Source organism: Bacteroides sp. 1001302B_160321_D4 (assembly GCF_015667765.1).
Taxonomy (GTDB): Bacteria; Bacteroidota; Bacteroidia; order Bacteroidales; family Bacteroidaceae; genus Bacteroides; species Bacteroides xylanisolvens.
Genome location: NZ_JADPLO010000008.1, coordinates 1 through 26,731, shown reverse-complemented (window position 1 = coordinate 26,731; position 26,731 = coordinate 1). Strand labels below are relative to the sequence as shown.

The window sequence follows — 26,731 nt, the reverse complement described above, 5'->3', positions numbered from 1 at the left end:
AGTTATTTTGAATTAGCGTTAATAATCAATTTCTCCAAAAATCTGATTTGGTCTGCAAAGTAAGCATTTTTTTTTGGATATTTCAAGCTTAATTTTTTAATTATTTCAAGAGCTTTTGAATATCGTTGCTGTTTAACATAGATTTTTGCCAAAGTTTCCGTAAAACAGCTGTCATCTTCCTCTTCTTCCTTCATCGTTTCTTCTTCGGTAGGTTCGTCCGAAGAGGTTGGCGAAGATGGCATTTCTTCTCTTAAAGGTTTCATGCAGAGGGGAGAGTCGCTCTCGCTCTTTTCTATAAAGTCGTCAATCAGTTCGTAGCCTTTAAGTTTGGGCGTTTCTTCGGACGACTGTTCCGTGGCCGGAGTCTCCTCCAAAAGATAAGAAGTGTAATCCATCGAATAGTCGAAGCTGGTGCGGGCAGTCACCTCTTCGGGTACTGTGGACAAGAAAGCGTCGATCAATGCTAATGTGCGGTCTACGGACGGTTCGTCTTTCAGCACCTCCGTGAGAGGTACTCCCTTTTTCCGTGCCTGCACATCATAGCGGTCACCTTCAATCAACCGGAACAACTGCCGTCTGTCTGCAATGTAAAGAACTGCTTTCCGCAGTTCTCCACCAAAACTAATATCATGGAGAATATACAGATTCTTCAGATACAGCAGACGAAGTGACTGAAAATACGGATACCTCGCAAGAAGATTGCGCAGTTCGTACAAAGTATCCCTATTCAGCGTCTCGGGATGCTGAATCCATTGTTGAAAGTTAACAGAAGTCATTTATATTACCAGTTTGCTACAGTTGCATTAAAAATTTGGTCGGTGATCTCTTTAGACATTTCAGCAATCAATCCGTCCTGTACGGCAGTCAGCAACTGGCTAGAGTCGTAGGTACGGAACGCAGAAAACTGTTGTTCAAAGTCTTCGGCATGATTGGTATTGTTGACAAAACGCACATTGACGGTAATAGTCAACTTCGTCTCCGAAGAATAACCGTCGGCAGATACTGCCTGGTTGTACTGATTGTATCCTGTGATTTCTCCGTCAATCTGCAAGTCCGCATTCTGATTCGGCTTGAGCAGTTGCAGACGGGTCTGCCGGATGAAGATATCTTTCAGGTCCTCATTGAATTTGGTTGCCAACGGAGCATATACATACTCCGACTTGATCGGGAAGTCGGCTATCGAAATAGTCTTTACCTTATCATAATTGATAGACGATCCGTTAAACTTATAGGAAACAGTGCACGCAATGACTACCAACGGCAAGCCGAACAGTAACAAAGGGCGTATTATTTTCTTAATCCAATTCATATTCTTTTATTTTTCTATAAAGTGTACGCTCGGAAATATTCAAGTCCTTGGCCGCACTCTTCCGCTTTCCATGATGCCTCTCAAGTGCCTTGCGTATCATTTCTTTCTCCACTTCGTCCAGTGACAAAGGAGATTCTTCTACATATTCTTCCGTGTCTTGTATGTCATCATCATCCTTGCAAACTGTGGGCTGCATGGTGTGAATGATAGCAGGTACCGAAGGTTGATGCGCCGTCACTACCGGAGTAGTAACCACCGTTCCCATTTGTCCTACCTGCCCCACCTGTCCGGCACGTTCCGCCATCAGGTTGTGCACCATCTTCTTCAGCTCCGCCACTTCCTGGCGCATATCGAACAGAACAGAATAAAGAATCTCCCGCTCGCTCTCAAAGCCTTTACTCTCACGCGTTCCCATCAACGCGGGAAGACGTTGCGTATTTTGTGCAGGAAGATAATTCTGCAAGATAGCAGCAGAGATCTCCCTGTTGGTTTCAATGATAGATATTTGCTCGGTGATGTTCTTCAACTGGCGCACGTTTCCGGGCCACGGGTAAGCCAACAACTCTTTCTTCGCATCCTCCGTCAACTGAATAGCAGGCATCCGGTATTTCTCTGCAAAGTCTGCGGAAAACTTACGGAACAACAAAAGTACATCGTCACCACGTTCACGCAAAGGCGGTATTTGGATAGGCACCGTATTCAACCGGTAATATAAATCTTCACGGAAACGTCCTTCTGCAATCGCTTGTGTAAGATTGACATTGGTAGCTGCCACAATACGAACATCCGTCTTTTGCACTTTGGACGAACCTACTTTTATAAACTCGCCACTCTCCAACACACGGAGCAAACGCGCCTGGGTAGGCATCGGCAACTCCCCTACTTCATCAAGGAAAATAGTACCACCGTCGGCTTCGCCAAAGTACCCTTTCCGTTCGCCAATCGCACCGGTAAACGCACCCTTCTCATGCCCGAACAGTTCGGAATCAATCGTGCCCTCCGGAATAGCACCACAGTTGACAGCAATATACTGTCCGTGCTTCCTCCGGCTATATTGATGAATAATCTGCGGAAAACTTTCTTTTCCGACTCCACTTTCTCCGGTAATCAGCACAGACAAATCGGTAGGAGCTACCTGAATGGCAACATCTATGGCGCGCGACAATGCTTCGGTATTACCTATAATACCGAAACGTTGTTTCACTTGTTGTATCTCTGCTCTTGTCATCACTCGTTTTTAATCTTCGTCTACTGTATCCAGCTTCAGTTTATCACTATCGTCACGTTTCTCGTAATACTGTTTACGCAACGGATTGGCACGAGCCACTTTTTCCCGCTGACGATTACGGAACACATCGATGGCAACATAGATTGCCTGACGGAAAGAATCTTCACAAGCCAATCCCTTGCCTGCAATATCGTATGCCGTTCCATGAGCCGGAGAAGTACGTACTACCGGCAGGCCTGCCGTATAGTTCACCCCGTCTTCCATAGCCAAGGCCTTGAACGGAGCCAGCCCCTGATCGTGATACATCGCCAGGATACCGTCAAAATGAGTATAATTGCCTGAACCCATAAAGCCGTCGGCCGCATAAGGACCGTAGCAAAGGATTCCTTTTTCTTCCATTTCTTTCATGGCAGGGATAATCACTTCCTGCTCTTCCATTCCCAACAAACCACCGTCTCCGGCATGAGGATTGAGAGAGAGCACCGCAATACGCGGAGCACCGATACCGAAATCCTGTTTCAGGCAACGATGGAATATCATCAGTTTCTCCTGAATCAGTTCTTTGGTAATCGTAGTCGCGATCTCTCTGACAGGGATATGTGTCGTCACCAAAGCCACCCGGAAGTCATTCTTCATCAAAATCATCAATGACTTATCACCATTGCCCAGACGTTCTTCGATATATTCCGTATGTCCGGGGAAGGAGAACTCTTCCGACTGAATCGTATGTTTGTTGATCGGAGCTGTTACGATAACGTCTATCAACCCTTCGCGATATTCTTCGATGGCACGTTCCAAAGCCCCCAGCGCAGCTTTACCGGCTTCGGGGTCGGGTTTGGAAAATTCCACTTTCACCTCATCATCCGTACAGTTCACCACGCTCAAACGGTTGTACCCCGCTTCGGTAGCAGAGTTGACAATGCTAAAATTGGCCTGTATATCCAGCGCTTTGCGATGATAAGCCGCTACTTTCGGTGAGCCATAAATGATCGGAGTACATAGTTCCAACATTGTAGGGTCGGAAAATGTCTTAAGAATCACCTCATAGCCCACCCCGTTAATATCTCCTTGGGTGATACCTATCCTTATCTTGTTATCTTCCATGTTTTTATTTATTAGTTTGTTCCGCTTCCTTAGATGCTTCTCCCAATGGAATCTGCTTCTGCTGAACTTCATTCGGAAGTTTCAGTGTATACAGAGATGCTTCCATCTGGCGTACCAGGTTGCGTTTCATTTTATCAGGTGAATAAACAAATATTTCTGCTGTAATAATTCGTTGGTTTTTCTCGTCCAGACGAGTATGAGATACATACGGACCACCCATAAAGTCGCCCTTCATACGCCACAAGCCACGTGCTTCCATTGTGTAGCTGTTCTGTACATTGATCGGACGGACATCGGTCAGCAAACTATCGGTCGACATATAAACGCCTTCCTTGAATCCGGGGATATTGGCTTTCATCACGGAGTCACGTTTGTGCACAAAATATTCTTTGGTAAACGTATCCTTGTCAGTGTACGGATAAGAGTACATCACAAAGTTACGGTCGGCAGTACCTGTGTTGGTAGAAGCCCAGAAGAAATCATCCCCGGTCTTTGAATTAGCCAGTTCGGCATCCACCCAGATGTCGCATCCGAACAAACTGTCCACTTTCTGCGAAATGAAGTTACTGTGTTTCCCTTCCAGGAACGTAATCTGACGGTTCATTTCCGCACGGGTAAAGAAGTCGACAATCGTCTTTTTGTTCTCTTCCACAAACTTCTCAAACTCTTCTTCGTTCGGAGCCTGGATAGTCAATATCATCTGCGGATTGGCATACACGTCCTTCGCATATTTGAACGAGGCTTTCGTATATATATCCTGTATATCTACAATAATAATGTTACGTATCAACTTCAGCGTAGAATCATAATCTTTCGGTGAAGTATACATAATCCGGAAAGAAGGTTCCGACTGCGGCAAACCGGGCATATCAGCATCGAGCGCATCATGTAAAGCCCTTCCGGCAGCACGATCCCAAACACCGTGATCTACTACAACCAAAAGCTCGTAAGCACGACCACTAGAGGTGTGATTTCCTTTCAGACCACAAGATGCAACGACAAAGGTTACCAAAGCGATGCATAAAATAAAAGAGTACTTTTTCATGATGTTCGGTTTTATATATTAACTTTCATTATTTTTCTCCTGTTTCGCTGTCGACAGCATACCGCAAGCGGCAAAAATATCTTCGCCCCTGGATGAACGGATAGTGGTGAAAAGTCCGTGTGACGTCAGATAATCACGAAAACGGGTCATCGTATCCATGTCCGCCCCCTCGAGGTCTACCCCCGGTATGGCATGAAAACGAATCAGATTCACCCTGCAATCCAGCCCGCGAAGAAGTTTCAGCAACTCTTTGGCATAGACCTGCGAATCATTGAGCCCTTTAAAAACAATATATTCAAACGAAAGTCGACGTTGTTTACTAAAATCATAGTTTTTTAACAGTTCCACCATTTCGGTGATTGAAAACGCCTTTTCCGCCGGCATTAATTCAGCACGCTGAACGGTCAGCGGAGAGTGAAGGCTGATGGCAAGGTGGCAGTCATTTTCTTCGATAAAACGCTGCAATCCTTTCCGTAGCCCGACTGTAGAAAGCGTGATACGCTTCGGACTCCATGCGTAACCGTAGGTAGCGGTCAGTAGTTCCAATGCCTTCAATACCTCATCCAGGTTATCGAGCGGCTCGCCCATTCCCATCATTACGACATTAGTCAGTTTGTCCCGTTCCGGCAGCGAATGAATCTGGTTCATGATCTGGCTGGCGGTCAGGTTAGCCGTATACCCCTGTTTGCCGGTCATACAAAACTTACAGTTCATCTTGCAACCTACTTGTGACGACACGCACAACGTTGCCCGGTCATCATCCGGTATATAAACCGACTCTACAAAATGGTTCTCACCCACTTTATAAAGATACTTCACCGTACCATCTACAGAGCGCATTTCATCTACCGGAGCTTCCGCTCCCACCTCATAGTTCTGCTTGAGCAACTCCCGGTGTTTCAATGACAAATTAGTCATATCATCAATCGAGGCTACCTTCTTTTCGTAAAGCCAGGATGCAATCTGCTTGGCAGCAAAGCCGGGCATACCCAGTCTTTTTGTCAATGATTGAAGCTCTACAAGAGTCATTCCTAAAAGGGGATATTTAGACATTCTTCTTTCTGTTGATAGTTTATATCTGCAAATGTAAGGAAATAAAGTCGATTTCCGTATAGCAGGAATGTAAAAGTTAACAAAAAAGGGAAGTATGCCTCCGTTATGATTCAACCACGCTGATATATTGAAGTAGCTTTTGCGCCATTTCAGAATCCTCTCCATTCTTTTTCACTTCATGACCGTACGCCTCACGGAAACAAGCCAGCGCCTCTTCCCGTTCATTACAAAAGCTGTGCAAAACCCCTAAGTTCTGACAAGCCAGAATCGTATCTTCTTCCTCCCATCCCAAATACTTCTTTCGCAGTTCAAGTTCTCTGAAGAAAGCCTCTTTCGCCATTGGATAATTCTCCAACTTCACATAAGCCTGTGCTTTGTAATAATATACCAGACAGGAAGCATTAGGGTCAGTATCATCGTGAAAATCCAAAGACGTTGCAATACGAATCACGTTATCATAGTCTTTATTCATGTAATACTGCTGCATAATATCACATCTCAATGCCTCGTAGCGGACAGTCAGTTCCGCCAGACGCGGTTTTTCGCTGAAATACATTTCATGCAGAAGAGACTCACGGAAGAATAAAGTAGATGCCTGCTCATCGCCACGTTCATTCATCATCCGTTTGAATTCCCTGCACAGATAATACAACTGTTTATGACAAGCGACGATCTGTTTTTTGCTATCTATCTGTATAGCAATGTCCAACGCCTGATTCATCAGCATCCATGCTTCATCGTATCGTTTGATATAATAAAGACATTTACCCTGCATACGCAAACATTTAGCCACTCCACCGGACAGTCTGCCATTCAACGACTCGTGCATTTCAGCTACTTTCCGGAATTTCTCGGCAGCACTCTCTTCCTCATCCTTATAGTAATCACAATAAGCCAGATATTCGGAAAGTTCAATGACTTCTGCCTGACTCTTCTCGTCAGCAGAAGCTGCATGATAATCAAGCGCCCTATTCAGATAGGTCACTGCTTCATTGTATTGCTCATTGTAGTAATATGCCAGAGCTAGATTTCGGCAGGTGTTGGCAATCTCCAGTTCCGGAGTCGGTACTATGTTTTCCTGCATCACCAATGCTTTCAGGAAACAGTCGCATGCCGTTTCGTATTCTTCATTACGGGCATACCGGCATCCCTCATTCATCTTCAATACCGACTTGGCTATTAGTGGCATGGCAGCACCTTCCATACTCTTCTCACTCACAGCAGCTGCCGCCTTCGTCAGATGGAAAGAACTGCTCAAGAAAGTAGCCATATCATTAGCAATAACAGGAATTAAAAAAGAATCGATCTCATCAAAGTCCAATTCGGCATAGACTTCAGGCGTAACTTCAGGATTGTCGTTCATGATCGCCTTCCAGCTATCTTCCAACAGAGAACGATTCGTGCGATACAGAATCTCGAAAATCTCCACATCACAAATCCAATCCTTCAATATATCCCATTCTTGCATCTTATAGCATTGATAGGTAATCTCCACTTTATAGCGATACGAATCATGGTAGCAGAACTGTTTCATGCGATAGTTATAATCGGCAAAAGTCAACGGATGGGAAAGGATCTCTTCCTCATCCAGCAGAGCGGAAATAATTTCATGGCGACTATCATCTATACATTCGTCATCTTGAGCGAAATAGCGTTCGATCGCTTCTACCATTTGTGTGTCACCAATGCAATATCGTCCTCCTTTGTTGGTGAGCCAGCTGCTCATTTCCACTCTCAACTGCGACCAAAGTATCTGATTAATGTCTGCCATGCTCTTCACTTCATCTTCGGTAAATCCTTCTAAAGTAAGTGAAAGCATCAGAAGCGTTCTTCCAATCTCTTCGAAACCATAATCAGCCGACAAACGCCGTAACACACTGTCATAGAATTGCCCAACCTCATTGAGCCGGCAATATCCACTCATATATTCATTGAGAGCATCGTACTGACCGAACGAAACCAGCTCGTTGAGCAATACACTTAAACAGCGCGGTTGTTTAGCCAGCACCCACGAAGCAAGAATATCTTCCTGTTGTGCGGACAAAGCCTTGGAGTAAGTAGACAAATATTGCTTTGAGAACGACTTGGCATCCGCCTGTGAAAAACCATTCAACTGGAAATGGGCGTAGCCATTCTGAACAAAGGGCAGGTAGGCAGTGGATGACGCAGAAAAGCTCAACACGACTTTCACATTCGAGGGAATAGATGCAAATAAAGAAAACAAGGATGCTTCAGTCGGATTCAGATAACTGATGTCATCAATCAACAGAATGATAGGGTATCTTGATGCACCCAACGCACTCCACAACTGACTGAACTTTTGAATAGAATTCAAATCTTCTTCAATCTCCTTGAGGTTTCGAAGTGTATTCCCTGAAAAAGTGTTCAAGCCAGCATCTCCCATCAAAACCGAGTTTTTCACGGCGTCCATGATGGATTTGGCAGTGCTCTGGGTCGAGTCCAGTTCTTTTGAAACTTCCGCCGCGAACAAATTTTCTTCACCCAAAGATTGATGTTTGAGTGCGTTCTGGCATTTGGAAGCTAACATTCTCGCCAACGTTTCCGGATAAGAAGACAATGTAGTACTATCCAAGCGATGATAGATAGGAATCATCGGCATATCATTGTTCACTAAATCGCTCCAATGAGCCAACAAAGCGCTCTTGCCAAGACCGCAACCGCCCGTTACCACCAGACACCGCTGTTCATCCACCGCCAAAAAATCAGCAAACGCCTGATCTGCTTCAGGTATTGGGTGATAATTGAATAAGAGTTCATTGCGCGTCAGTTGTTCTTGCAATGCTTGATTATCTTCAACGGTCAGTACATCCGGAAACTCCCGTTCAAGCAATTCCGTGAAAGCAGCTTCCACAAGGTTACACAACTGATCGGGCGAATCATACTCCTGCACAGGATAACGATCCTGTTGCAAAATACTCTCTTTCAGACGTTTCAGTTTAAGAGACTCCTCTTCAGGGCAAGACAGTTCATCATCTGCCGACTGTTTTATATAAAAATAGGCATGTAACGGATTGGGATTGCGCAGTACACCAAACTGCATTTCAATTTCCGTCACACTCAAATGGTGATTCAAGTCATCTTCTATCCAACGATATTCCAAGCTGTCATTGAGAGTTTGAGATAAATCTTCATAACTGGGACACCATCCATAGCGGTCGCCTACCATACCAATGAAGAAAGGCCGGGAGTTAACGATCTCTTTCAGGCATATTTCAACAACCTTGCCGCTTTTCGCATCTTCTTCTGTGATTCCCCAACGCAAATCAACCAATGAAATGGTGGCACCACGGCTGGCAGCCTTCACTTGCAAACCCTTAAAGAGTTTGACTAATGCAGAACGTTCCATCTCCATGTCTCTGAACGTTGACGAAAGGAAAACACGGATAACACGTGAATTTTCAGCGGGAACTGAATACTGGGCTAGTTGTTTAGTCATAATATAGATTCGTATTAGTTAATGAAGTATTTTGCAAAGCCAATTGATAAAGATTGGCAAGATATGGAAATTTAATCAGATAACAAAGACCATAAACAAAAAAAACGAGCACAAAAAAGGCACGGATTACACGGGTTTCGCGGTTCCCTCAAAAATTTAAACCGCGTAAATCCGTGTAATCCGTGCCTACTATCTATTACTTACTACTTGTTTAGAAGAACAAGAAGCGTGTATCTTTTACGTTTGCTTTCAGATACAAATCATTCATCAGACGGCTGGCAAAACGTGCGTGCATGTTAGTCAGCGTAGCTTCTTCTGCTTTTGCGTCGAATGTTTCGTTCAGTTTGTCCTTGCCGTATACCTGCAATACAAATACTCCGGCATTACCTTTGATAGGAGCGCTCAACTGATTTACTTCAGCTGCAGAAGCATAAGCACCTACCAGCGGTTCGCTGCTGCGCAATGCTGATACGTATGCAGGAGCTGCAAAAGTAACCATCTTCAAAGAGTCGCTGACTGCATTAGTCATCTCTTTGTACTGGTTGAATGAAGTTGCATTGGCAGCTTTCATGTCAGCCATAATCTTTTCAGCTTTCTTATCTTTTACGATTTCAGCTCTCAACTGATCCTGTACTGCTTTCAACGGACGATATCCCTCCGGCTTAATGCCTACCAGACCTACTACCATCATGTGATCGCTTTCGCCACATTCGTACAAGCCGGAAACATCACCCGGTTTTGCTTTATCAAATGTCCATCTCAACGCTTCTTTTGTACCTCTTACACCACCGATATTGTGTTCAGAGCTGCTCAAATCCATTCTGTCGAGCAATCTGTAACCGGCTTCTTCAGCGTTAGCTACCATCTTTTCTACACTCGGATTAGCTGCGATAAACTGGCTGAAATCATTATAAGCACGGTTGTAAGTTTCTTTGCTGAACTCTACTTCACGTTTGATAACAGCTACTTTATATTTGTCTTTTACAGATTTCTTGTTCGTTACCTGAAGAATTACGTTTGCTTGTCCCATCGGCAAGTTTACCAATTCGTTCACACCTGTATTGTTGATAGCAGAGATGAATTTCAGGTTATCGCCGTCTATCTGTGCACCTTCGTACTGTGCAGAAGTTAGCCAGTTTGCATCACCAGTCTGACCATATTTCTTTGCCAGATCAGCAAAGTTAGCGCCACCTTTGATCGCGTTGTAGATACTGTCAGCCAATGTCTTTGTCTTCACAGCATCTTCTGCGTATACCTGAATCTGACGGAATTCGACAGAATCGGCAGCAGCAGCTTTAGCTACAATTTTGAAAGAGTTGATTGTATTGTCGGCACCGTTATAGTAAGGACCATAAATAGTACCTACCGAAGCAGAGTCCAAACGGGCAACTACATCTGACGGGAAAGCTGTTTTGTTATAGAACAAGTCTACATAAGGAGCTTCCGAGCCAGTCGAGCGGATGAAAGAAGTATAATCTTCCGTAGTAGTAGCCAACTGTTCAGTAGCTTCGTCCACTTCTTTCTGGATAGCAGCTCTGTCTTCAGCACTTGCAGTCACTTGTACATCAATGTACTTGATGTCACGAGTTTCCTGATATTGCTTGAATTGTTCTTTCTTCTTGTTATACAAGTCTTTCAGTTCCGATTCTTTCACTACGATTGTAGAGTCCACTACAGAAGAGTAAGGAATACCAGCCATCAACACGTTGTACTGGTTCACTCTTGCGTCGAAAGCGTCCTGTGCTTCCACCGGATTGGAAAGAAGAGCTTTAGACACCAATGCCTGATACTTTTCTGCCAGACGGCTCTCGATCAGAGTTTTCTGAATGAAAGACCAGTATTTATACATGTTATTGTATTGTTCAGCATACTGTGCCGGCATTTGTGATTCGCTCATCTTGGCATATTCCACGAGGAACTTGTTCAACATATCCTTGTCGAAGTTTCCTGTTTGCGGATTCTGGAAAGGAGTTTGTCTCAACAAAGGATGAACGCCTGCTTTCAGGATGTCCTGGATTTCAGCAGCAGAAACAGTCAGTCCCAGTGCTTTTGCTTCTTTTTCGATCAGTTTATTGTTTACGTAGGAACGCCATACTTCATCGCGCACCTGATTGGTTTGTTCGTCATTCAAGGCGGTCACCCCACGCATGAGTTTCACCACTTCGGTATATTCTTCTACCAAATTCTGATACTCTTGAGCGGAAAGAGCGTCTCCGTTCACCTCACCTACGTCATGTGCCTGATGCGGCTGCATCACCTTCCATGCGTCACCTGCAATGAAAGCAAACAGCGCCAAGCCGATAACAATCACCAATAGAGGTCCTTTCGACCTAATGTTTTGTAACGTTGCCATTTTGATTAATACGATTTATGTTTATTATTATTTCTTTCTTTTGTCGTTTTAGCGCACGAAGATACAAAAAATGCTAATATGCATCTATTTATTGGCTAAAAATTTCTTGATTATCGTCATTATTCCAAGACTTTTAATCGCACGAGTTCTATTTTTGTCGCTGTGACCTTAATTATCTTGAATTGATAACGTCCTACCCGGACCACTTCATGCAACTTCGGGAAGCTCTGATATTGGTTCAGGATCAACCCTCCTACTGTCAGATAATCATCCGACTCGGGCAAGTCGAGTCCGTACGTCTCATTGACTTTTTCTATCTCCAGGCGGGCGGACAACACATACTCGCGTTCGTCGATCTGCTTGCTGATATAGGAAGTGTTATCGTGTTCGTCTTCTATATCTCCAAAAATTTCTTCAACGAGGTCTTCCAGAGACACGATGCCGGACGTACCGCCAAATTCATCCACCACTACGGCAATCGTTTTCTTTTGCTGCATGAAGAGTTTCATCAGTTTGTTGGCGGACATCGTTTCGGGCACAATCGGCACTTGTTTCACATTCTCATGCCAGTTTTTCGGGGCACGGAACATTTCCGACGAATGGATATAGCCGACTACGTTATCGATATTCCCGTCATACACGATTATCTTGGAGATTCCGGATTCTATGAAGCGGCTTTTCAGCTCGTCCAGCGAGGTAGTCAGATCGACAGCCACCACTTCGGTACGGGGAACGATGCAGTCGCGGATTTTTATGTTCGAGAAGTCGAGGGCGTTCTGGAAGATTTTCACTTCCGTATCCAGCTCTTCTTCATTTTCGGCATTATCAATGCTGCTTTGTACGAAATAGTCCAGATCGACTTTTCCAAAAGCTCTGTCGGACGCATCCTTATTAACCTTCATTCCAAAGAGGCGAAGGAAGATACAAGACAAGCCGGAGGCTAATTTGGAGATGGGATAGAGAACCACATAACAAACAATAAGCGGAATGGCAAAAACATTCAAGACCAGATTGGGATTGATTTTGAAGATTGTTTTCGGCAAAAACTCTCCGGTCACCAGGATAATCAGGGTAGAAATAACGGTCTGCGCCAACACCATCAGGAAATGATTGTCTATGAATCCCGCCAGCAGATTGTCGCCGATAATCTGTGCCATCAGGATACCATAGATAACCAGTGCGATATTATTCCCCACCAACATGGTAGAGATAAATTCATTCGGGTTCTTGAAGAAGATAGAAAGGATGCGGGACGTAATTCCCCCCTTGCGTTCCATCTCAAAACGCAGTTTGTCTACCGACACAAAGGCAATCTCCACTCCTGAAAAGAAAGCGGAAAAGACCATGGTGATAATTAGAGAGATATAAATATTCATAAGTTTTGATTTACGATCAGACGATTTACGAGGTACGGTACAATGATATGACTTCGCCTATTTCGCAGTATCTTTATTCACTGAATCCGGCAGTGCTTTTGTTTCCGGTTGGGGCGGACCGCTACTCGCTTCCTCGTCCACATAGAAAATACCTTCAATATTACGAATGGTATATATAGTCATTTGCTGGTTCGAGTCGAAGCCGTGTCCTGTGATAATTCTGTCCGGTTGCTGGATACGTATAAACTTGTCGGAATACACTTTTTGAGTGGCCTCATTCCAGTAGAGCAGTTCGGTATTAAAACGCTCTCCTTTGCGGTTCTGTATATCCACATTCCCTATCAGCTTCCAAAGCCTTTCTTTGTCATAATAATAGGCAGTATCTGCTTTAATACTGGCTTCTACATTAAAGATAGAGTCGAACTGCTCCATATACACACCTTTTTCAAACGCCCAATACGAAGGCTTTTTACGGTCGTACATCATCCACTCTTCCGTGTTCACCCTATAACGTGTCACTCCGGAATCGGAAATAAGGGTAGTAACTCCCAATGTGGTCATCACCGGAAGAGAATCACGTTCTGTGATAGCCTCTCCCATAGCTTTCTGTTTTCCGCCACAGGAAGATAATAAAAGAAGCATAACAACCACCCCGAAGGTGATTGTTATGCTCATGCTTTTATGCAACAAACGGTTTCTTCGTTTTCGCAACATACGGTTATCTAATCGTTGTAGTCTCTCCTATCCAACCGCCGATAGTGATGCGGTCGCCTTGCTTGTAACCTAACATAAACAGGTCTTTAGCTTGTGGAGTATGACCAGAATATCTACCGATCAAGCTATTAGCTTCTTCAGCTACGCTCGGATCTACTTGTTTTGCACGTTGCAGTTTGTCGATTACTGCAAAGTAAGTACACTTGTTCAAAGCTGACTCGTCGCTCCAGTTAGGGCTCATTGCATACAGATTGGCAATCAGGATATATGGAGCACCATAGTTTTCGTTGAACCCGATAGCTTTCTGGCAATATGCTCTTGCTTGAGACAGTTTTTTAGCAGAAGCCAATACTGCTGCGGCAGCGTATGCTTTTTCAGCTTTCTTCACGTTGTCAGTTTCCAATCCAATAGCTTCGTCGAAGAATTTGACAGCACCGTCGATGTCACCTTTCTTAAATGCTTGGTAAGCACATCCGGTAGCGGCATCTGCACTAGGTTCTATCTTGTACACATAGAAAGCAGCCTGTTGATAAGCTTCGCTTTCCGTACATCTCATCATTTTCATGATGTCGATTACTTTCTTCAAGTAAGCCAGGTCTGTTTGGTTAGCTTCTACTTTCGGTCCATAGATGTTTTGCAGTGATTCGCAATCAGCTGTTCCGCTGTTTACAAACAAAGCAACCAGATTATCTTTGATACCTTGCAAGTTTTTCTTCTTTGCTTCGTTCGTTTCAGCAGCAATAGCAGCATCAGCATATTCAGAAGCAGCCAGATAATCCTGAATGAATTGTTCCTTATGGTTAGGATCTGTTTTCAGTTTATCCAAAGACATTTGCAGGAAATAGAAGATAGTAGCGGCAGCAGATTCAGCTTTTACTGCATTTACCGACTGGCTCAACCATTGATAAGCCTGATTAACATCAATTTTCGGAGCGAAAGCGATGTAATCTACTGCTTTGATACCCAGAGCTTCATCAGCAGAAGACACTTTTGTACCTTTAGCCAAGAACTCATCTGTGTATTTGATACGCAAATCATGCGTATTCATCAGTTCATCAAAATATTTCTGATATTCCGGATTATTCCTATCCTTGATTTGTCCCATCAAGCCTTTCAGAATTTTATATCCGTCAGTAAAAGTATAGAAACGAAGCGTCGGGCAGTTTTCCAACACAGCTTTCCAAGGAGTATACGCATCTTTAAAGTTACCTGCACGCACAGCTTCATGCGAGATACTACTGTTCGAGTTACAGTTAGTCGCATCCTGTGCTACCACAGTGGTTGCCCCTGCCGAAAGGAACAACATAGCCACAAGCGTTTTAATTTTCATTGTATCTAAATTTTAGTTGTTATTATTATAGTCGTCTATTCTTTCTCTTCTTACATTCATCTCAATTACTCTACTCTGCGTTTGAAGAACCAACGTTCGTTGAACGTCAATCCGATGCTAACGCGGAAGATATTTTCGTTTACAAAGGTCGATTCCTGTCCACTTACACGAACAAACTGTCCGCTGATGCTAAGGATGGAACGGGAACGAGGCACAGGCAAACCGAAACCGGCTGTTACGCCATATTCGCGGGCTGCGTCTTTACCGCCAATCTTATAATACGGAGTCGTATAATAAGCTCCCAAACGATATTTGATGTGGGATAAATAGGAACGTCCAATCAAATTGGGAATATATTCCGCACCCACTGATATTTTATGACGGTCGCAATACGTGTATGTTTCATCAAAATCTTCACGTACAGCACCATCCGATGTATTTACGCCAAACTTAGCTTTTGACCACTGCTGCAAACTATAATCCAGGCCGACAGTCAAACGTTTGTCATAGTTATATGTAAAGCCGACGCCAAAAGTATTAGGCACTTCAAGCGTAGCATCCCAATCCTGACTGACAGTTGAGCTAGCTTGCGTCGTTACTGTATAATCATTATTCAGTTTATGCTTCGGAGAATATACTGCTCCGATAGTGGCTGAATGTTTTTTGTTAAATTCTTGCGTATATTGCAATCCAAAATCCAGTTTATAATCCGACACTGACACAGCATTCTGCCTAATGTAAGAATAAGCAGAAGCGGTATTCGGATAAAGCTGCGTCAACGAGCGGGTTATATCTCCCCAAAAATAAGAAGCATTCACACCAACAGACAGGTTTTTCAAGACTTTTACACCCGCACCAACATACAGTTGATGTAAACCTCCCTCACCAGTAAGGCTTTTCGTGCTATACGGTGAAGTTTCTGTAGCCTCATTGCTTTCCGATACAGAATATCCCACATTGGAGAACGGCAACAGACCGATACTCATCGCTACCCTCGGATGCAAACGAAATTGCATAGCCAGATAGTCGAAGCTAGAGTTTTTAGCGTTCAGTTTCACACCACCGCCACTAATATTCATATTTTGCAGACTAACGCCTCCTTCAAAAATAAACGTCAACGAGTCAATGGCTGTATACGAAGCAGGATTCAGCGGATTGATCTGTGCTCCATCCCGAAGTCCAAAAGCAATTCCCCCCATCGCCTTGCTATTCCCGAAACTCTGATCGGACAAGTCGCCATAGCCATATCGTGTATAAGGAGAGTTTGTATTATTTTGAGCGATTGCCATTCCGGTAACCATCGTGAGCAAAAGCGCACAAAGTGTGTGTTTAAATCCTACCATTATTATAGTTTAAAATTCTATTTAATCCTTTCAACACTAAAAATCTATCTGCAAAGATGATACTTTTTACGCTGCTATCAAAAGAAAAATCATCTCCGCCCGTTAAAAAAACCAAAAGTTCAGGATATTTATGCTTCATAGACTCAATATAACCTGAAATTTCGTATTCCATCCCTTTCATCACTCCGGCGCGTATAGCCGTTTCGGTGTCCCGTCCCATCGGGAGTTTGCGCCCGTTGGTGTCTACCAGAGGCAAACGTCCCGTAAACTGATGCAGTGCCTTGAAACGCATCTGCATACCGGGAGAAATATTACCGCCATGATACTGGCCTTTTGAGTCGATAAACTCGTAAGTAATGCAAGTTCCCGCATCAATCACCAATATATCCCGATGAGGAAACTGCTCATTAGCACCCACTACGGCAGCCATACGATCATATCCCAATGTTTCGGGAGTTTCGTACAGGTTGACAACCGGAAGCGGAGTCTGATGATTGAGCCAGAGCAAAGGAAACGGCAAAGCGGCCAAATCAGCTAAAACCTTTTCGTTTAGATCAATGACAGTAGCCACAATCCCCTGTTCAACCGGATATTGAGAACAAAGAGCTTTCAAGCAACCTAGAGACTGATTGGATTCAGCTACTACATCCACCATTTCTCCGCCGTCGAAGAAAGCAATCTTTGCCTTTGTATTTCCTATGTCGATTATTAAATTCAAATCTTTTGGTTCTTTAGCGGGCGCAAAGGTAAAGTAAAAAAAGAAAAGTTGAAGCATAGAAGAGGAATTATCTTCTTTTTTCATTTTAGAAATCCCCCAAAACAAAAATATCGAACTATCTATTTTTAAATAGATCAATTATCTTTTATTGTTTATTATGTATTCCACTTTGCGTTCGGCAGTCCTTTTTCATTACATCATAAACAGCTAATAAGCAATAGATTACAAGAGAAAAACAGCGTTCCACAAAGCGTTCCGCTATTTTGTAATCAATTTTCCGTTCAAACAGAAACATTATTTCATCCAAACAGAGGCTCCGTTTTATCTCATCTAAAGGCAAATTTCCTGAATCATCTTCATTTTTTCATTCACAAAACACAGAAAAAGTGTGTTGAGCGAACTATATTATATAGATTATTATATTTTAGTATTTATATATGTTCGGTTGGTGGTTCGCCTACTTTTTTTCCGAGCGTTGCAAACGCATGACAGACAAGCAGTTGAGCCACCTCCAGGGGGTGTTCGTTTGGCTGTTCGATTTTTTAGCCCCAAAATAGAGGCTCTATTTGAGGGAAACAGAGACTCTGTTTAAGCCATATAGAGCCTCTGTTTGTATGAAATAGAGACTCTATTCCGATAAAACAGAACCACCGTTTTCCCGAATCCAACAATTCTTCCTATATTTGCCACCAAAATAAAACGAGCCTGCTAATGAAACGTTTTTTCTTATATACAATCCTCTCCTTCTTCCTGCTGCTTCCGTCCGCCGGACAAGCACCTGCCAACAGCAACGACTCCATCCGCTTGAGTTTGTTGACTTGCGCTCCCGGAGAAGAAATATATTCCCTGTTCGGACACACTGCCATCCGCTATGAAAACCCGTCACAAGGGATTGACGTTGTGTTCAATTACGGATTATTCAGTTTCAACACTCCTAACTTCATCTTCCGCTTCTCGCTCGGAGAAACCGACTACCAACTGGGAGTGACGGATTATGAGCATTTTGCGGCTGAATACGCATTCTACGGACGCAGCGTGTGGCAGCAAACACTAAACCTGACTGATGAAGAGAAAACAAAACTAATCCAGTTATTACAAGAAAATTACCGCCCGGAAAACCGGGTGTACCGTTATAATTTCTTTTACGACAATTGCGCCACCCGTCCCCGGGACAAGATAGAAGAAAGCATTGCAGGAAAGGTGGTTTATCCGACGGAACCGCAGGATGGTTCGCGCACTTTCCGCGACATCGTACATCAATATTGCAAAGGACATCCGTGGGCGCGTTTCGGCATCGACCTCTGCATCGGAAGCGAAGCCGACCAGCCCGTCACACAACGGCAAATGATGTTTGCCCCCTTCTATCTGATGGATGCTTTCGACGGCGCACAGATTTCCACAGATACCTATTCCCGTCCGCTTGTCAAGGCCAACGAACTGATAATCGACGTCACTCCCGAACCGGATGAAAGCGGCTGGATGCCCACTCCGCTCCAATGCTCGTTACTCTTATTTATACTGACAGCCGCCGCCACAATCTATGGCATCCGCCGGAGAACCGGATTATGGGGGATCGACCTTGTTCTTTTTGGCATGGCAGGTATCGTGGGATGCGTCCTCGCCTTCCTCGCCCTCTTCTCCCAACACCCGGCAGTCAGCTCCAATTTCCTGTTATTGGTTTTCCATCCGGGACAACTTCTTTTCCTTCCCTACATCGTATATTGTGTCCGAAAAGGGAAGAAATGCTGGTACTTGACCTTGAATCTGGTCGTTTTAACACTTTTTATAGTGCTTTTTCCTGTAATTCCGCAAAGATTTGACTTTGCTGTTGTACCTTTGGCACTCGTTTTGCTGATACGTTCAGCAAGCAATCTGATTGTGACATCTAAAAAGAAATAATGAAAGGACTACTAACTTCCCTCATCACCGTACTGACTTTCACCGGGCTACAAGCCCAGTCACTGCCTTCCGCCCCTAAATTAGTGGTAGGGCTGACTATCGACCAACTGCGTACGGACTATCTGGAAGCGTTTTCGTCACTCTACGGCGAGAAAGGCTTCAAACGTCTTTGGAAAGAGGGAAGAGTGTTCCATAACGCCGAATATACCTTCTGCGGCGTAGACCGCGCTTCTGCCATCGCAGCTATTTACAGCGGCACGACGCCTTCCATGAACGGAATCATCTCCCAACGATGGATGGACGCCTCTACCCTTCGCCCCGTCAACAGTACGGACGATACGGCATTCATGGGATATTACACCGACCAAACGGCCGCACCCACCAAATTATTGACTTCCACCATTGCCGACGAGCTTAAAATAGCGACCCAAGGCAAAGGACTCGTATATGCCATCGCCCCCGATTGCGACGCCGCGCTTTTCGCAGCCGGACATGCCGGAAACGGTGCTTTCTGGCTCAATCCCAACACCGGAAAATGGAGCGGAACGACCTATTATGGAGAATTTCCGTGGTGGGCAAGCCAATACAATGACCGGCAGGCGATTGATTTCCGTATTGCGGGTATGACATGGGAACCGGTATTCCCCCGTGGCATGTACACTTTTCTGCCAGATTGGCGGGATATACTCTTCAAATATAAATTTGATGACGACCGTAACAATAAGTACAGACGCTTCATCGCCAGCCCTTTTGTGAATGACGAAGTGAACGCACTTGCCGAAGAAGCATTGAACAAAAGCTCCATCGGCATGGATGACATTACTGACTTATTGGCACTCACTTATTATGCAGGAAACTACGCACATAAATCCGTACAGGAATGTGCCATGGAAATACAAGACACCTACGTGCGTCTCGACCGCAGCATCGAAAACCTGCTCGAAGCGCTCGACAAGAAAGTAGGACTACAAAACGTGCTTATTTTCGTCACTTCCACCGGATATACGGACAGCGAATCGGCTGACTCGGGATTGTACAAGATTCCCGGCGGAGAGTTTTATCTCAACCGTTGTGCCGCCCTATTGAATATGTACCTGATGGCTACGTATGGCGAAGGAAAGTATGTGGAAGCTCACCACAACCAGCAGATTTATCTGAATCATAAATTGCTGGAAAAGAAGGAACTGAATCTGGCAGAGATCCAACAAAAGTCAGCAGAATTCCTGATGCAGTTCAGCGGAGTGAACGAAGCATATTCAGCCAACCGACTGTTGCTGGGTTCATGGACACCGGAAATTCATAAAATACGCAACGGCTACCACCGCAAACGTTCGGGCGACCTCGTAATCGACGTCCTTCCCGGATGGACCATCGTCAACGAGAACGGCGGCGAAAACAAAGTGGTACGTCATTCTTATATCCCTTCACCGCTGATTTTCATGGGACATTCCGTAAAACCGGCCATTATCCAGACACCTGTAACCATTGAACATATTGCGCCCACACTGGCACATTTCATGCGCATCCGGGCTCCCAATGCCTGTACTTCTGCTCCTATTACCGACCTACGGTAAAAATTTACTCACAAAAACAGGGAGCAAAACATAAATAAATCAGCATTTTAATGTAACTTTGCGGAGATTATTCGCCACAAATCCCACAGATTCACACAGATTAAAAAGAAAGATCCGTGTTCTATATGAAAAAATCTGTGTAAATCCGTGAAATCTGTGGTGCAGAAAAAGATAAATAATAAACTAAATAATATAACATGGGATTTAATGAATTTTTAAGCTCGATTTTCGGAAACAAATCCACACGAGACATGAAAGAAATCAAGCCCTGGGTGGAAAAGATCAAAGCTGCCTACCCGGAGGTTGAGAAACTGGACAACGACGCCCTCCGTGCCAAAACGGAAGAACTCAAAAAATATATCCATGAATCGGCTACCGCCGAACGTGCGAAAGTGGAAGAGTTGAAGGCAAGCATCGAGACACTGGAACTGGAAGACCGCGAAGAAGTCTTCGCACAAATCGATAAGACAGAAAAAGAAATTCTGGAGAAATATGAAAAAGCACTGGACGAAGTACTGCCCGTTGCTTTCTCTATCGTGAAAGCTACTGCCAAACGTTTCACAGAAAATGAAGAAATCGTTGTTACCGCTACGGATTTTGACCGCCAACTGGCTGCAACGAAAGATTTTGTACGCATCGAAGGCGACAAGGCCATCTATCAGAATCACTGGATAGCCGGTGGTAACGATACGGTATGGAACATGGTTCACTACGATGTACAGCTCTTCGGTGGTGTCGTTCTGCACAAAGGTAAGATTGCGGAAATGGCAACCGGTGAAGGTAAAACATTGGTGGCTACCCTCCCGGTATTCCTCAACGCACTGACCGGAAACGGTGTGCACGTGGTTACCGTGAATGATTACCTCGCCAAACGTGACTCCGAATGGATGGGGCCTCTTTATATGTTCCACGGTTTGAGCGTGGATTGTATCGACCGCCATCAACCGAACTCCGACGCACGCCGTCAGGCATACCTGGCAGACATCACGTTCGGTACGAACAACGAATTCGGTTTCGACTACCTGCGCGACAACATGGCTATCAGCCCGAAAGACCTTGTACAACGTCAGCACAACTATGCCATCGTCGATGAGGTCGACTCGGTATTGATTGACGACGCCCGTACTCCGTTGATTATCTCCGGTCCTGTACCAAAAGGCGACGACCAATTGTTCGAGCAACTCCGTCCGTTAGTAGAACGTCTGGTAGAAGCACAGAAAGTATTGGCTACCAAATATCTCTCCGAAGCTAAGAAACTGATCGCATCCAACGATAAGAAAGAGGTGGAAGAAGGATTCCTCGCTTTATACCGCAGCCACAAGGCATTGCCGAAAAACAAGGCTTTGATTAAGTTCCTTAGTGAACAGGGTATCAAGGCAGGTATGCTCAAAACGGAAGAGATCTACATGGAACAGAACAACAAGCGCATGCATGAAGTTACTGATCCGCTGTATTTCGTAATCGACGAGAAACTGAATAGTGTAGACCTGACAGACAAGGGTGTAGACCTGATTACCGGTAACTCTGAAGACCCGACATTGTTCGTTCTTCCGGACATCGCCGGACAACTTTCGGAACTGGAAAACCAACATCTGACTAACGAGCAACTGCTTGAAAAGAAAGATGAACTTCTGACAAACTATGCCATCAAATCGGAACGTGTACACACCATCAACCAGTTGTTGAAGGCTTACACCATGTTCGAGAAAGATGATGAATATGTAGTGATCGACGGACAGGTGAAGATTGTAGACGAGCAGACAGGCCGTATCATGGAAGGTCGTCGCTACTCTGACGGATTGCACCAGGCTATCGAAGCCAAGGAACGTGTGAAAGTGGAAGCTGCTACGCAGACCTTTGCAACGATTACTTTGCAGAACTACTTCCGTATGTATCACAAACTGTCCGGTATGACCGGTACTGCTGAAACGGAAGCAGGCGAACTTTGGGACATCTACAAATTGGACGTAGTCGTGATCCCGACCAACCGTCCGATTGCAAGAAAGGATATGAACGACCGCGTTTACAAGACGAAACGCGAAAAGTATAAAGCTGTTATCGAGGAAATCGAAAAATTGGTTCAGGCAGGACGTCCGGTATTGGTGGGTACTACCTCGGTAGAAATCTCCGAGATGTTGAGCAAAATGCTTACCATGCGTAAGATTGAGCACAAGGTATTGAACGCCAAACTGCACCAGAAAGAAGCGGACATCGTTGCTACTGCCGGTTTGAGCGGAACAGTAACCATCGCTACCAATATGGCTGGTCGTGGTACCGACATCAAGTTAAGTCCGGAAGTGAAAGCTGCGGGCGGTTTGGCAATTATCGGTACGGAACGTCACGAATCCCGTCGTGTAGACCGCCAGTTGCGTGGTCGTGCAGGACGTCAGGGTGACCCGGGTTCTTCTATATTCTTTGTGTCACTGGAAGATGATTTGATGCGTCTGTTCTCCTCCGACCGTATCGCCAGCGTAATGGACAAACTTGGTTTCCAGGAAGGCGAAATGATCGAGCACAAGATGATTTCCAATTCTATCGAACGTGCCCAGAAGAAGGTGGAAGAAAACAACTTCGGTATTCGTAAACGTCTGTTGGAATATGACGACGTGATGAACAAGCAGCGTACAGTGGTTTACACCAAACGCCGCCACGCTTTGATGGGTGAACGTATCGGTATGGACATCGTGAACATGATTTGGGACCGTTGTGCCAATGCTATCGAAAACAATGATTATGAAGGCTGCCAAATGGAACTGCTTCAGACATTGGCGATGGAAACTCCGTTCACTGAAGAAGAATTCCGTAACGAGAAGAAAGAAAAGTTGGCCGAAAAGACTTTCAACATTGCGATGGATAACTTCAAACGCAAAACTGAACGTCTGGCACAGATCGCTAATCCGGTTATCAAACAGGTATATGAAAACCAGGGACACATGTACGAAAACATCCTGATTCCTATTACAGACGGTAAACGGATGTACAATATCTCTTGTAACCTGAAAGCGGCTTACGAATCGGAATCTAAAGAAGTGGTGAAATCGTTCGAGAAATCAATCCTGCTCCACGTTATCGACGAAGCATGGAAAGAAAACCTCCGCGAACTGGACGAACTGAAACATTCCGTACAGAACGCAAGTTACGAACAGAAAGACCCGCTGTTGATTTATAAACTGGAATCTGTGACTTTGTTCGACGCCATGGTGAACAAGATCAACAACCAGACTATATCTATCTTGATGCGCGGACAAATTCCTGTACAGGAAGCTCCGGACGAACAGGCTGCCCGTCGTGTGGAAGTGCGCCAGGCCGCTCCTGAACAACGTCAGGATATGAGCAAGTATCGCGAAAACAAGCAGGACTTGAGTGATCCGAACCAACAGGCTGCTGCCAGCCAGGATACTCGTGAACAGCAGAAACGTGAACCCATCCGTGCAGAAAAGACTGTAGGACGTAACGATCCTTGCCCATGCGGAAGCGGTAAGAAGTATAAGAACTGTCACGGTAAAAACCTTTAAGAAGTTGAGAAGGGAGAGTTGAGAGCTAAAAGTTGAGTTAGTAGGAGTTTCTATTTCTTTGAGCTCATTTTTGAATCAGCTTCGCTCAAAAGCCTTATTTAATTTTTAACATTAAGGTATAATCTCAAGTTTCAATACACAAAAGAAAGTCTCAAACGGTTAAAAACTGTTTGAGACTTTCTTTTATTCCTCCAAAATTGTACTTTTGTTCAAATTACTAAATAGAACAAAACTATGGCAAAATCTTATTCACTGGCTTTCGTCACTATCTTCCTGCTGACACTGGGCAGCTGTCAGAGTTTGGAACAGATTTCCATTGATTATCTGCAACCTGCCGACTTGAGCTTTCCTCCGCAACTCCGGAAAGTAGCTATCGTGAATAACACCAGCAACACCCCGGATAACAAACTAATAACAACGACTGAAAAAATCAAAGAAGGTACACCGCTGGTAAGTCGTGCAACGGCATACGCCAACGGAGATCCCAAGATTGCCACCGAATCACTGGCTGAAGAAATCGCACATCAGAATTACTTTGAAGAAGTAGTCATCTGTGACTCTGCTTTGCGGGCAAATGATAAACTGGCCCGCGAAAGTACATTGAGCCAGGAGGAAGTCCGTCAGTTAGCCTCTAGTTTGGGAGTGGATTTTATCATTGCACTGGAAAATCTGCAACTCAAAGCAACTAAATCTGTCCGTTTTCTGAATGAGTTCAACTGTTTTCAAGGAGCAGTAGACGTAAAAGTATATCCCACGGTGAAAGTGTATCTTCCCGAACGTAGCCGGCCGATGACTACGCTCCATCCTAACGACAGCATCTTTTGGGAAGAGTTTGGAGGTACTGCCGTAGAAGCTGCCACCCGTATGATTCGCGACAAACAAATGCTGGAGGAAGCGGCGGTATTTGCAGGGACAGTTCCGGTGAAATATCTCGTCCCCATGTGGAAAAAAGGAACACGGTATCTGTATACCGGAGGCTCGGTTCCCATGCGTGATGCTGCCATCTATGTACGCGAAAATTCATGGGACGACGCATACGAACTTTGGAACCAGGCTTTCGAAGGTACCAAGAACCAAAAGAAGAAGATGCGGGCAGCTCTCAACATAGCTGTTTATTATGAAATGAAGGATAGTCTCGCTAAAGCGGAAGAATGGGCGGAAAAGGCACAGCAACTAGCCAAGAAAATTGATAAAAAGAATATCACAGATAGTGTTCAGGCCAGCATTGACGATGTGCCGAATTATTATCTTACGTCCTTGTATTTAGCCGAATTGAAGGAGAGAAACGCTCAATTACCTAAGTTAAAATTACAAATGAGCCGATTTAATGATGATTTTTAAGGAAATTGTGTATCAAATCTTATTTTTTTTATACCTTTGAACTTATAAAAAGAAGGAACCCATGAAACTAAGCCAACAATCACTATCCATTATCGAATCGGCTATCCAAAAGGCAGTCGCTAAATATACATGTAACTGTGAACAAACAGTTGTAACCGACATCCATCTCCAACCGGACCAGACATCGGGACAACTTAATATTTACAATGATGATGATGAAGAACTGGCAAACATCATGATCGAAGAATGGGCTACGTATGAAGGGGATGATTTCCTTGAAAGTGTGGAACCTTCTCTACGCAACATTCTTTGCAGAATGAAAGATGCCGGAGACTTCGACAAGGTGACTATCCTGAAGCCTTACTCTTTCGTTCTGGTGGATGAAGAGAAAGAGACCATAGCGGAATTGTTACTGGTGGACGATGATACGATCCTGGTGAACGATGAATTGCTGAAAGGGTTGGATAAGGAATTGGACGAGTTCTTAAAAGAGTTGTTGGAAAAATAAAATACAGCATTTTTAGGATAGAGTTCGTTCAGGATTAATATAAATATCCGAAAGCATTATATAAAGAGAATCGGAAGCAAACAGGGTATTTCCTGTTGCTTCCGATTATTTTTATAGATACTCTTTTTATAGATAGCCGAGTAACGTTTCATACCCGGCTATATCATTGATCTTTTAATTAGTTTTTCAATGCCTTTGTCTTACTCTTTTCAGCCCATGCTTTCTCCATCCCGTAGAAATTAGGCTACTCAACAGATTTCCCGTCCAGCTCCACCTTCTTCTGTTCAAAGATATCGCTTACAGTTCTCTGCTGCTATAATAAACTTTCCAATAGTCAGAATCTCCTTTAGTAAATCTTTGACTAGAAGCAAATGTAGAAATATACACCTTAGAAAATTAAAAATCCTCTTTTTTAATGAATATTCTATATTCTTTAATCATGCCCGGATATTCTTTTTCGGCACGGGGCAGATAGCGGAAGCCGGTCACTATTTCCACTTTACTCAAGTCAATCACCAATTGATGAGGATAAGGAACATTATCCACAGTCATCCAGAAAGTAGATTCCTGCAAGTCGAATATCTTGTCGGCTGTACGGTTGCCGCTACGCGTTTCTTCGCTATCGGCATAACGAATTTTCCAATGCTCACGAGATACCGGTTTGCCATCGGCTCCCAGAACATCGAACTCTGCCACTGCTGCGATGTTATCATTTGCTTGCGGAGAAAGTGCTTCCAGACAGAAATAACGTCCTTTTGCCGGAGCAGCAAATCGTACTTCCTGCCAGCCGTTGCCCGGAGTGAAAGCACCTTCATGTATTACTTTCTCACCTGCCAGTTTCAGTTTTTCTCCATCCTTGCGGTG

General features: G+C 44.3%; 19 protein-coding genes. 5 read left to right on the top strand and 14 right to left on the bottom strand.

The window, feature by feature from the left end; all coding sequences use genetic code 11:
* Positions 1 to 2: 2 nt before the first annotated feature.
* From KFO40_RS05005 to KFO40_RS04945, 13 genes are all read right to left on the bottom strand, one after another.
* The gene (locus KFO40_RS05005) at positions 3 to 776 is read right to left on the bottom strand and encodes a hypothetical protein (protein WP_049703275.1); all 774 of its coding nucleotides are present in this window, start codon (positions 774 to 776) and stop codon (positions 3 to 5) included.
* 5 nt (positions 777 to 781) lie between these two features.
* Positions 782 to 1,309 (bottom strand): LptE family protein, encoded by a 528-nt coding sequence (lptE, locus tag KFO40_RS05000; RefSeq protein WP_004309799.1) that lies wholly within the window; start codon positions 1,307 to 1,309, stop codon positions 782 to 784.
* Entirely contained in the window at positions 1,296 to 2,537 is a 1,242-nt protein-coding gene (locus KFO40_RS04995; protein ID WP_004301887.1) for a sigma-54 interaction domain-containing protein, read from the bottom strand. Before KFO40_RS04995 ends, lptE begins: the two co-directional genes overlap by 14 nt.
* A gap of 9 nt (positions 2,538 to 2,546) precedes the next feature.
* Entirely contained in the window at positions 2,547 to 3,641 is a 1,095-nt protein-coding gene (gene pdxA, locus KFO40_RS04990) for a 4-hydroxythreonine-4-phosphate dehydrogenase PdxA (protein WP_117513694.1), read from the bottom strand.
* Positions 3,642 to 3,645: 4 nt separating this feature from the next.
* Complete coding sequence (locus tag KFO40_RS04985; protein ID WP_211146144.1) at positions 3,646 to 4,686, bottom strand: DUF4837 family protein; 1,041 nt, start codon at positions 4,684 to 4,686, stop codon at positions 3,646 to 3,648.
* A gap of 18 nt (positions 4,687 to 4,704) precedes the next feature.
* Positions 4,705 to 5,739, bottom strand: coding sequence for a 23S rRNA (adenine(2503)-C(2))-methyltransferase RlmN (gene rlmN, locus KFO40_RS04980; protein WP_008017001.1), 1,035 nt, complete (start codon positions 5,737 to 5,739; stop codon positions 4,705 to 4,707).
* A gap of 103 nt (positions 5,740 to 5,842) precedes the next feature.
* Positions 5,843 to 9,196 (bottom strand): DUF4062 domain-containing protein, encoded by a 3,354-nt coding sequence (locus tag KFO40_RS04975; protein ID WP_211146143.1) that lies wholly within the window; start codon positions 9,194 to 9,196, stop codon positions 5,843 to 5,845.
* A gap of 211 nt (positions 9,197 to 9,407) precedes the next feature.
* The gene (locus tag KFO40_RS04970) at positions 9,408 to 11,549 is read right to left on the bottom strand and encodes a peptidylprolyl isomerase (RefSeq protein ID WP_004301881.1); all 2,142 of its coding nucleotides are present in this window, start codon (positions 11,547 to 11,549) and stop codon (positions 9,408 to 9,410) included.
* Between the two features lie 119 nt (positions 11,550 to 11,668).
* On the bottom strand, positions 11,669 to 12,925 hold the full coding sequence (locus KFO40_RS04965; RefSeq protein WP_049703277.1) for a hemolysin family protein: 1,257 nt from the start codon (positions 12,923 to 12,925) through the stop codon (positions 11,669 to 11,671).
* Between the two features lie 57 nt (positions 12,926 to 12,982).
* Positions 12,983 to 13,600, bottom strand: coding sequence for an LPS export ABC transporter periplasmic protein LptC (lptC, locus tag KFO40_RS04960; protein WP_008645327.1), 618 nt, complete (start codon positions 13,598 to 13,600; stop codon positions 12,983 to 12,985).
* Between the two features lie 43 nt (positions 13,601 to 13,643).
* Positions 13,644 to 14,969, bottom strand: a complete 1,326-nt coding sequence (locus tag KFO40_RS04955) for a hypothetical protein (protein WP_008017009.1) — start codon at positions 14,967 to 14,969, stop codon at positions 13,644 to 13,646.
* Between the two features lie 65 nt (positions 14,970 to 15,034).
* Positions 15,035 to 16,312, bottom strand: coding sequence for an OmpP1/FadL family transporter (locus tag KFO40_RS04950; RefSeq protein WP_118194594.1), 1,278 nt, complete (start codon positions 16,310 to 16,312; stop codon positions 15,035 to 15,037).
* Complete coding sequence (locus KFO40_RS04945) at positions 16,299 to 17,087, bottom strand: type III pantothenate kinase (RefSeq protein WP_008020984.1); 789 nt, start codon at positions 17,085 to 17,087, stop codon at positions 16,299 to 16,301. Before KFO40_RS04945 ends, KFO40_RS04950 begins: the two co-directional genes overlap by 14 nt.
* Before the next feature lie 654 nt (positions 17,088 to 17,741).
* Here KFO40_RS04945 and KFO40_RS04940 point away from each other — a divergent pair.
* From KFO40_RS04940 to KFO40_RS04920, 5 genes are all read left to right on the top strand, one after another.
* Positions 17,742 to 18,929: a DUF4105 domain-containing protein gene (locus tag KFO40_RS04940; protein ID WP_211146142.1), complete on the top strand. Its 1,188-nt coding sequence runs from the start codon at positions 17,742 to 17,744 to the stop codon at positions 18,927 to 18,929.
* Complete coding sequence (locus tag KFO40_RS04935) at positions 18,929 to 20,503, top strand: alkaline phosphatase family protein (RefSeq protein WP_015532487.1); 1,575 nt, start codon at positions 18,929 to 18,931, stop codon at positions 20,501 to 20,503. The genes KFO40_RS04940 and KFO40_RS04935 overlap by 1 nt, the downstream gene beginning before the upstream one ends.
* A gap of 197 nt (positions 20,504 to 20,700) precedes the next feature.
* Entirely contained in the window at positions 20,701 to 24,018 is a 3,318-nt protein-coding gene (gene secA / locus KFO40_RS04930; protein WP_008020978.1) for a preprotein translocase subunit SecA, read from the top strand.
* Positions 24,019 to 24,252: 234 nt separating this feature from the next.
* Positions 24,253 to 25,359 carry a DUF6340 family protein gene (locus KFO40_RS04925; RefSeq protein ID WP_004314052.1) on the top strand — a complete coding sequence of 369 codons (1,107 nt, stop codon included), beginning with the start codon at positions 24,253 to 24,255 and terminating at the stop codon, positions 25,357 to 25,359.
* A 61-nt stretch (positions 25,360 to 25,420) separates the two neighbouring features.
* Complete coding sequence (locus KFO40_RS04920) at positions 25,421 to 25,867, top strand: hypothetical protein (protein WP_009039707.1); 447 nt, start codon at positions 25,421 to 25,423, stop codon at positions 25,865 to 25,867.
* A 396-nt stretch (positions 25,868 to 26,263) separates the two neighbouring features.
* Here the strand turns inward: KFO40_RS04920 and KFO40_RS04915 are convergent.
* On the bottom strand, positions 26,264 to 26,731 hold a 468-nt coding region (locus KFO40_RS04915), incomplete at its 5' end, for a discoidin domain-containing protein (RefSeq protein WP_211146141.1).

Bases quoted from the DNA above. Each gene is read 5' to 3' on its own strand.
- lptC (WP_008645327.1), bottom strand. From the start codon at position 13,600: ATGAGCATAACAATCACCTTCGGGGTGGTTGTTATGCTTCTTTTATTA.
- KFO40_RS04985 (WP_211146144.1), bottom strand. From the start codon at position 4,686: ATGAAAAAGTACTCTTTTATTTTATGCATCGCTTTGGTAACCTTTGTC.
- KFO40_RS04920 (WP_009039707.1), top strand. From the start codon at position 25,421: ATGAAACTAAGCCAACAATCACTATCCATTATCGAATCGGCTATCCAA.
- KFO40_RS04925 (WP_004314052.1), top strand. From the start codon at position 24,253: ATGGCAAAATCTTATTCACTGGCTTTCGTCACTATCTTCCTGCTGACA.
- secA (WP_008020978.1), top strand. From the start codon at position 20,701: ATGGGATTTAATGAATTTTTAAGCTCGATTTTCGGAAACAAATCCACA.
- KFO40_RS04995 (WP_004301887.1), bottom strand. From the start codon at position 2,537: ATGACAAGAGCAGAGATACAACAAGTGAAACAACGTTTCGGTATTATA.
- KFO40_RS04945 (WP_008020984.1), bottom strand. From the start codon at position 17,087: ATGCTTCAACTTTTCTTTTTTTACTTTACCTTTGCGCCCGCTAAAGAA.
- lptE (WP_004309799.1), bottom strand. From the start codon at position 1,309: ATGAATTGGATTAAGAAAATAATACGCCCTTTGTTACTGTTCGGCTTG.
- KFO40_RS04955 (WP_008017009.1), bottom strand. From the start codon at position 14,969: ATGAAAATTAAAACGCTTGTGGCTATGTTGTTCCTTTCGGCAGGGGCA.
- KFO40_RS04950 (WP_118194594.1), bottom strand. From the start codon at position 16,312: ATGGTAGGATTTAAACACACACTTTGTGCGCTTTTGCTCACGATGGTT.
- KFO40_RS04965 (WP_049703277.1), bottom strand. From the start codon at position 12,925: ATGAATATTTATATCTCTCTAATTATCACCATGGTCTTTTCCGCTTTC.
- KFO40_RS04935 (WP_015532487.1), top strand. From the start codon at position 18,929: ATGAAAGGACTACTAACTTCCCTCATCACCGTACTGACTTTCACCGGG.
- KFO40_RS04975 (WP_211146143.1), bottom strand. From the start codon at position 9,196: ATGACTAAACAACTAGCCCAGTATTCAGTTCCCGCTGAAAATTCACGT.
- KFO40_RS05005 (WP_049703275.1), bottom strand. From the start codon at position 776: ATGACTTCTGTTAACTTTCAACAATGGATTCAGCATCCCGAGACGCTG.
- KFO40_RS04970 (WP_004301881.1), bottom strand. From the start codon at position 11,549: ATGGCAACGTTACAAAACATTAGGTCGAAAGGACCTCTATTGGTGATT.
- pdxA (WP_117513694.1), bottom strand. From the start codon at position 3,641: ATGGAAGATAACAAGATAAGGATAGGTATCACCCAAGGAGATATTAAC.
- KFO40_RS04940 (WP_211146142.1), top strand. From the start codon at position 17,742: ATGAAACGTTTTTTCTTATATACAATCCTCTCCTTCTTCCTGCTGCTT.
- rlmN (WP_008017001.1), bottom strand. From the start codon at position 5,739: ATGTCTAAATATCCCCTTTTAGGAATGACTCTTGTAGAGCTTCAATCA.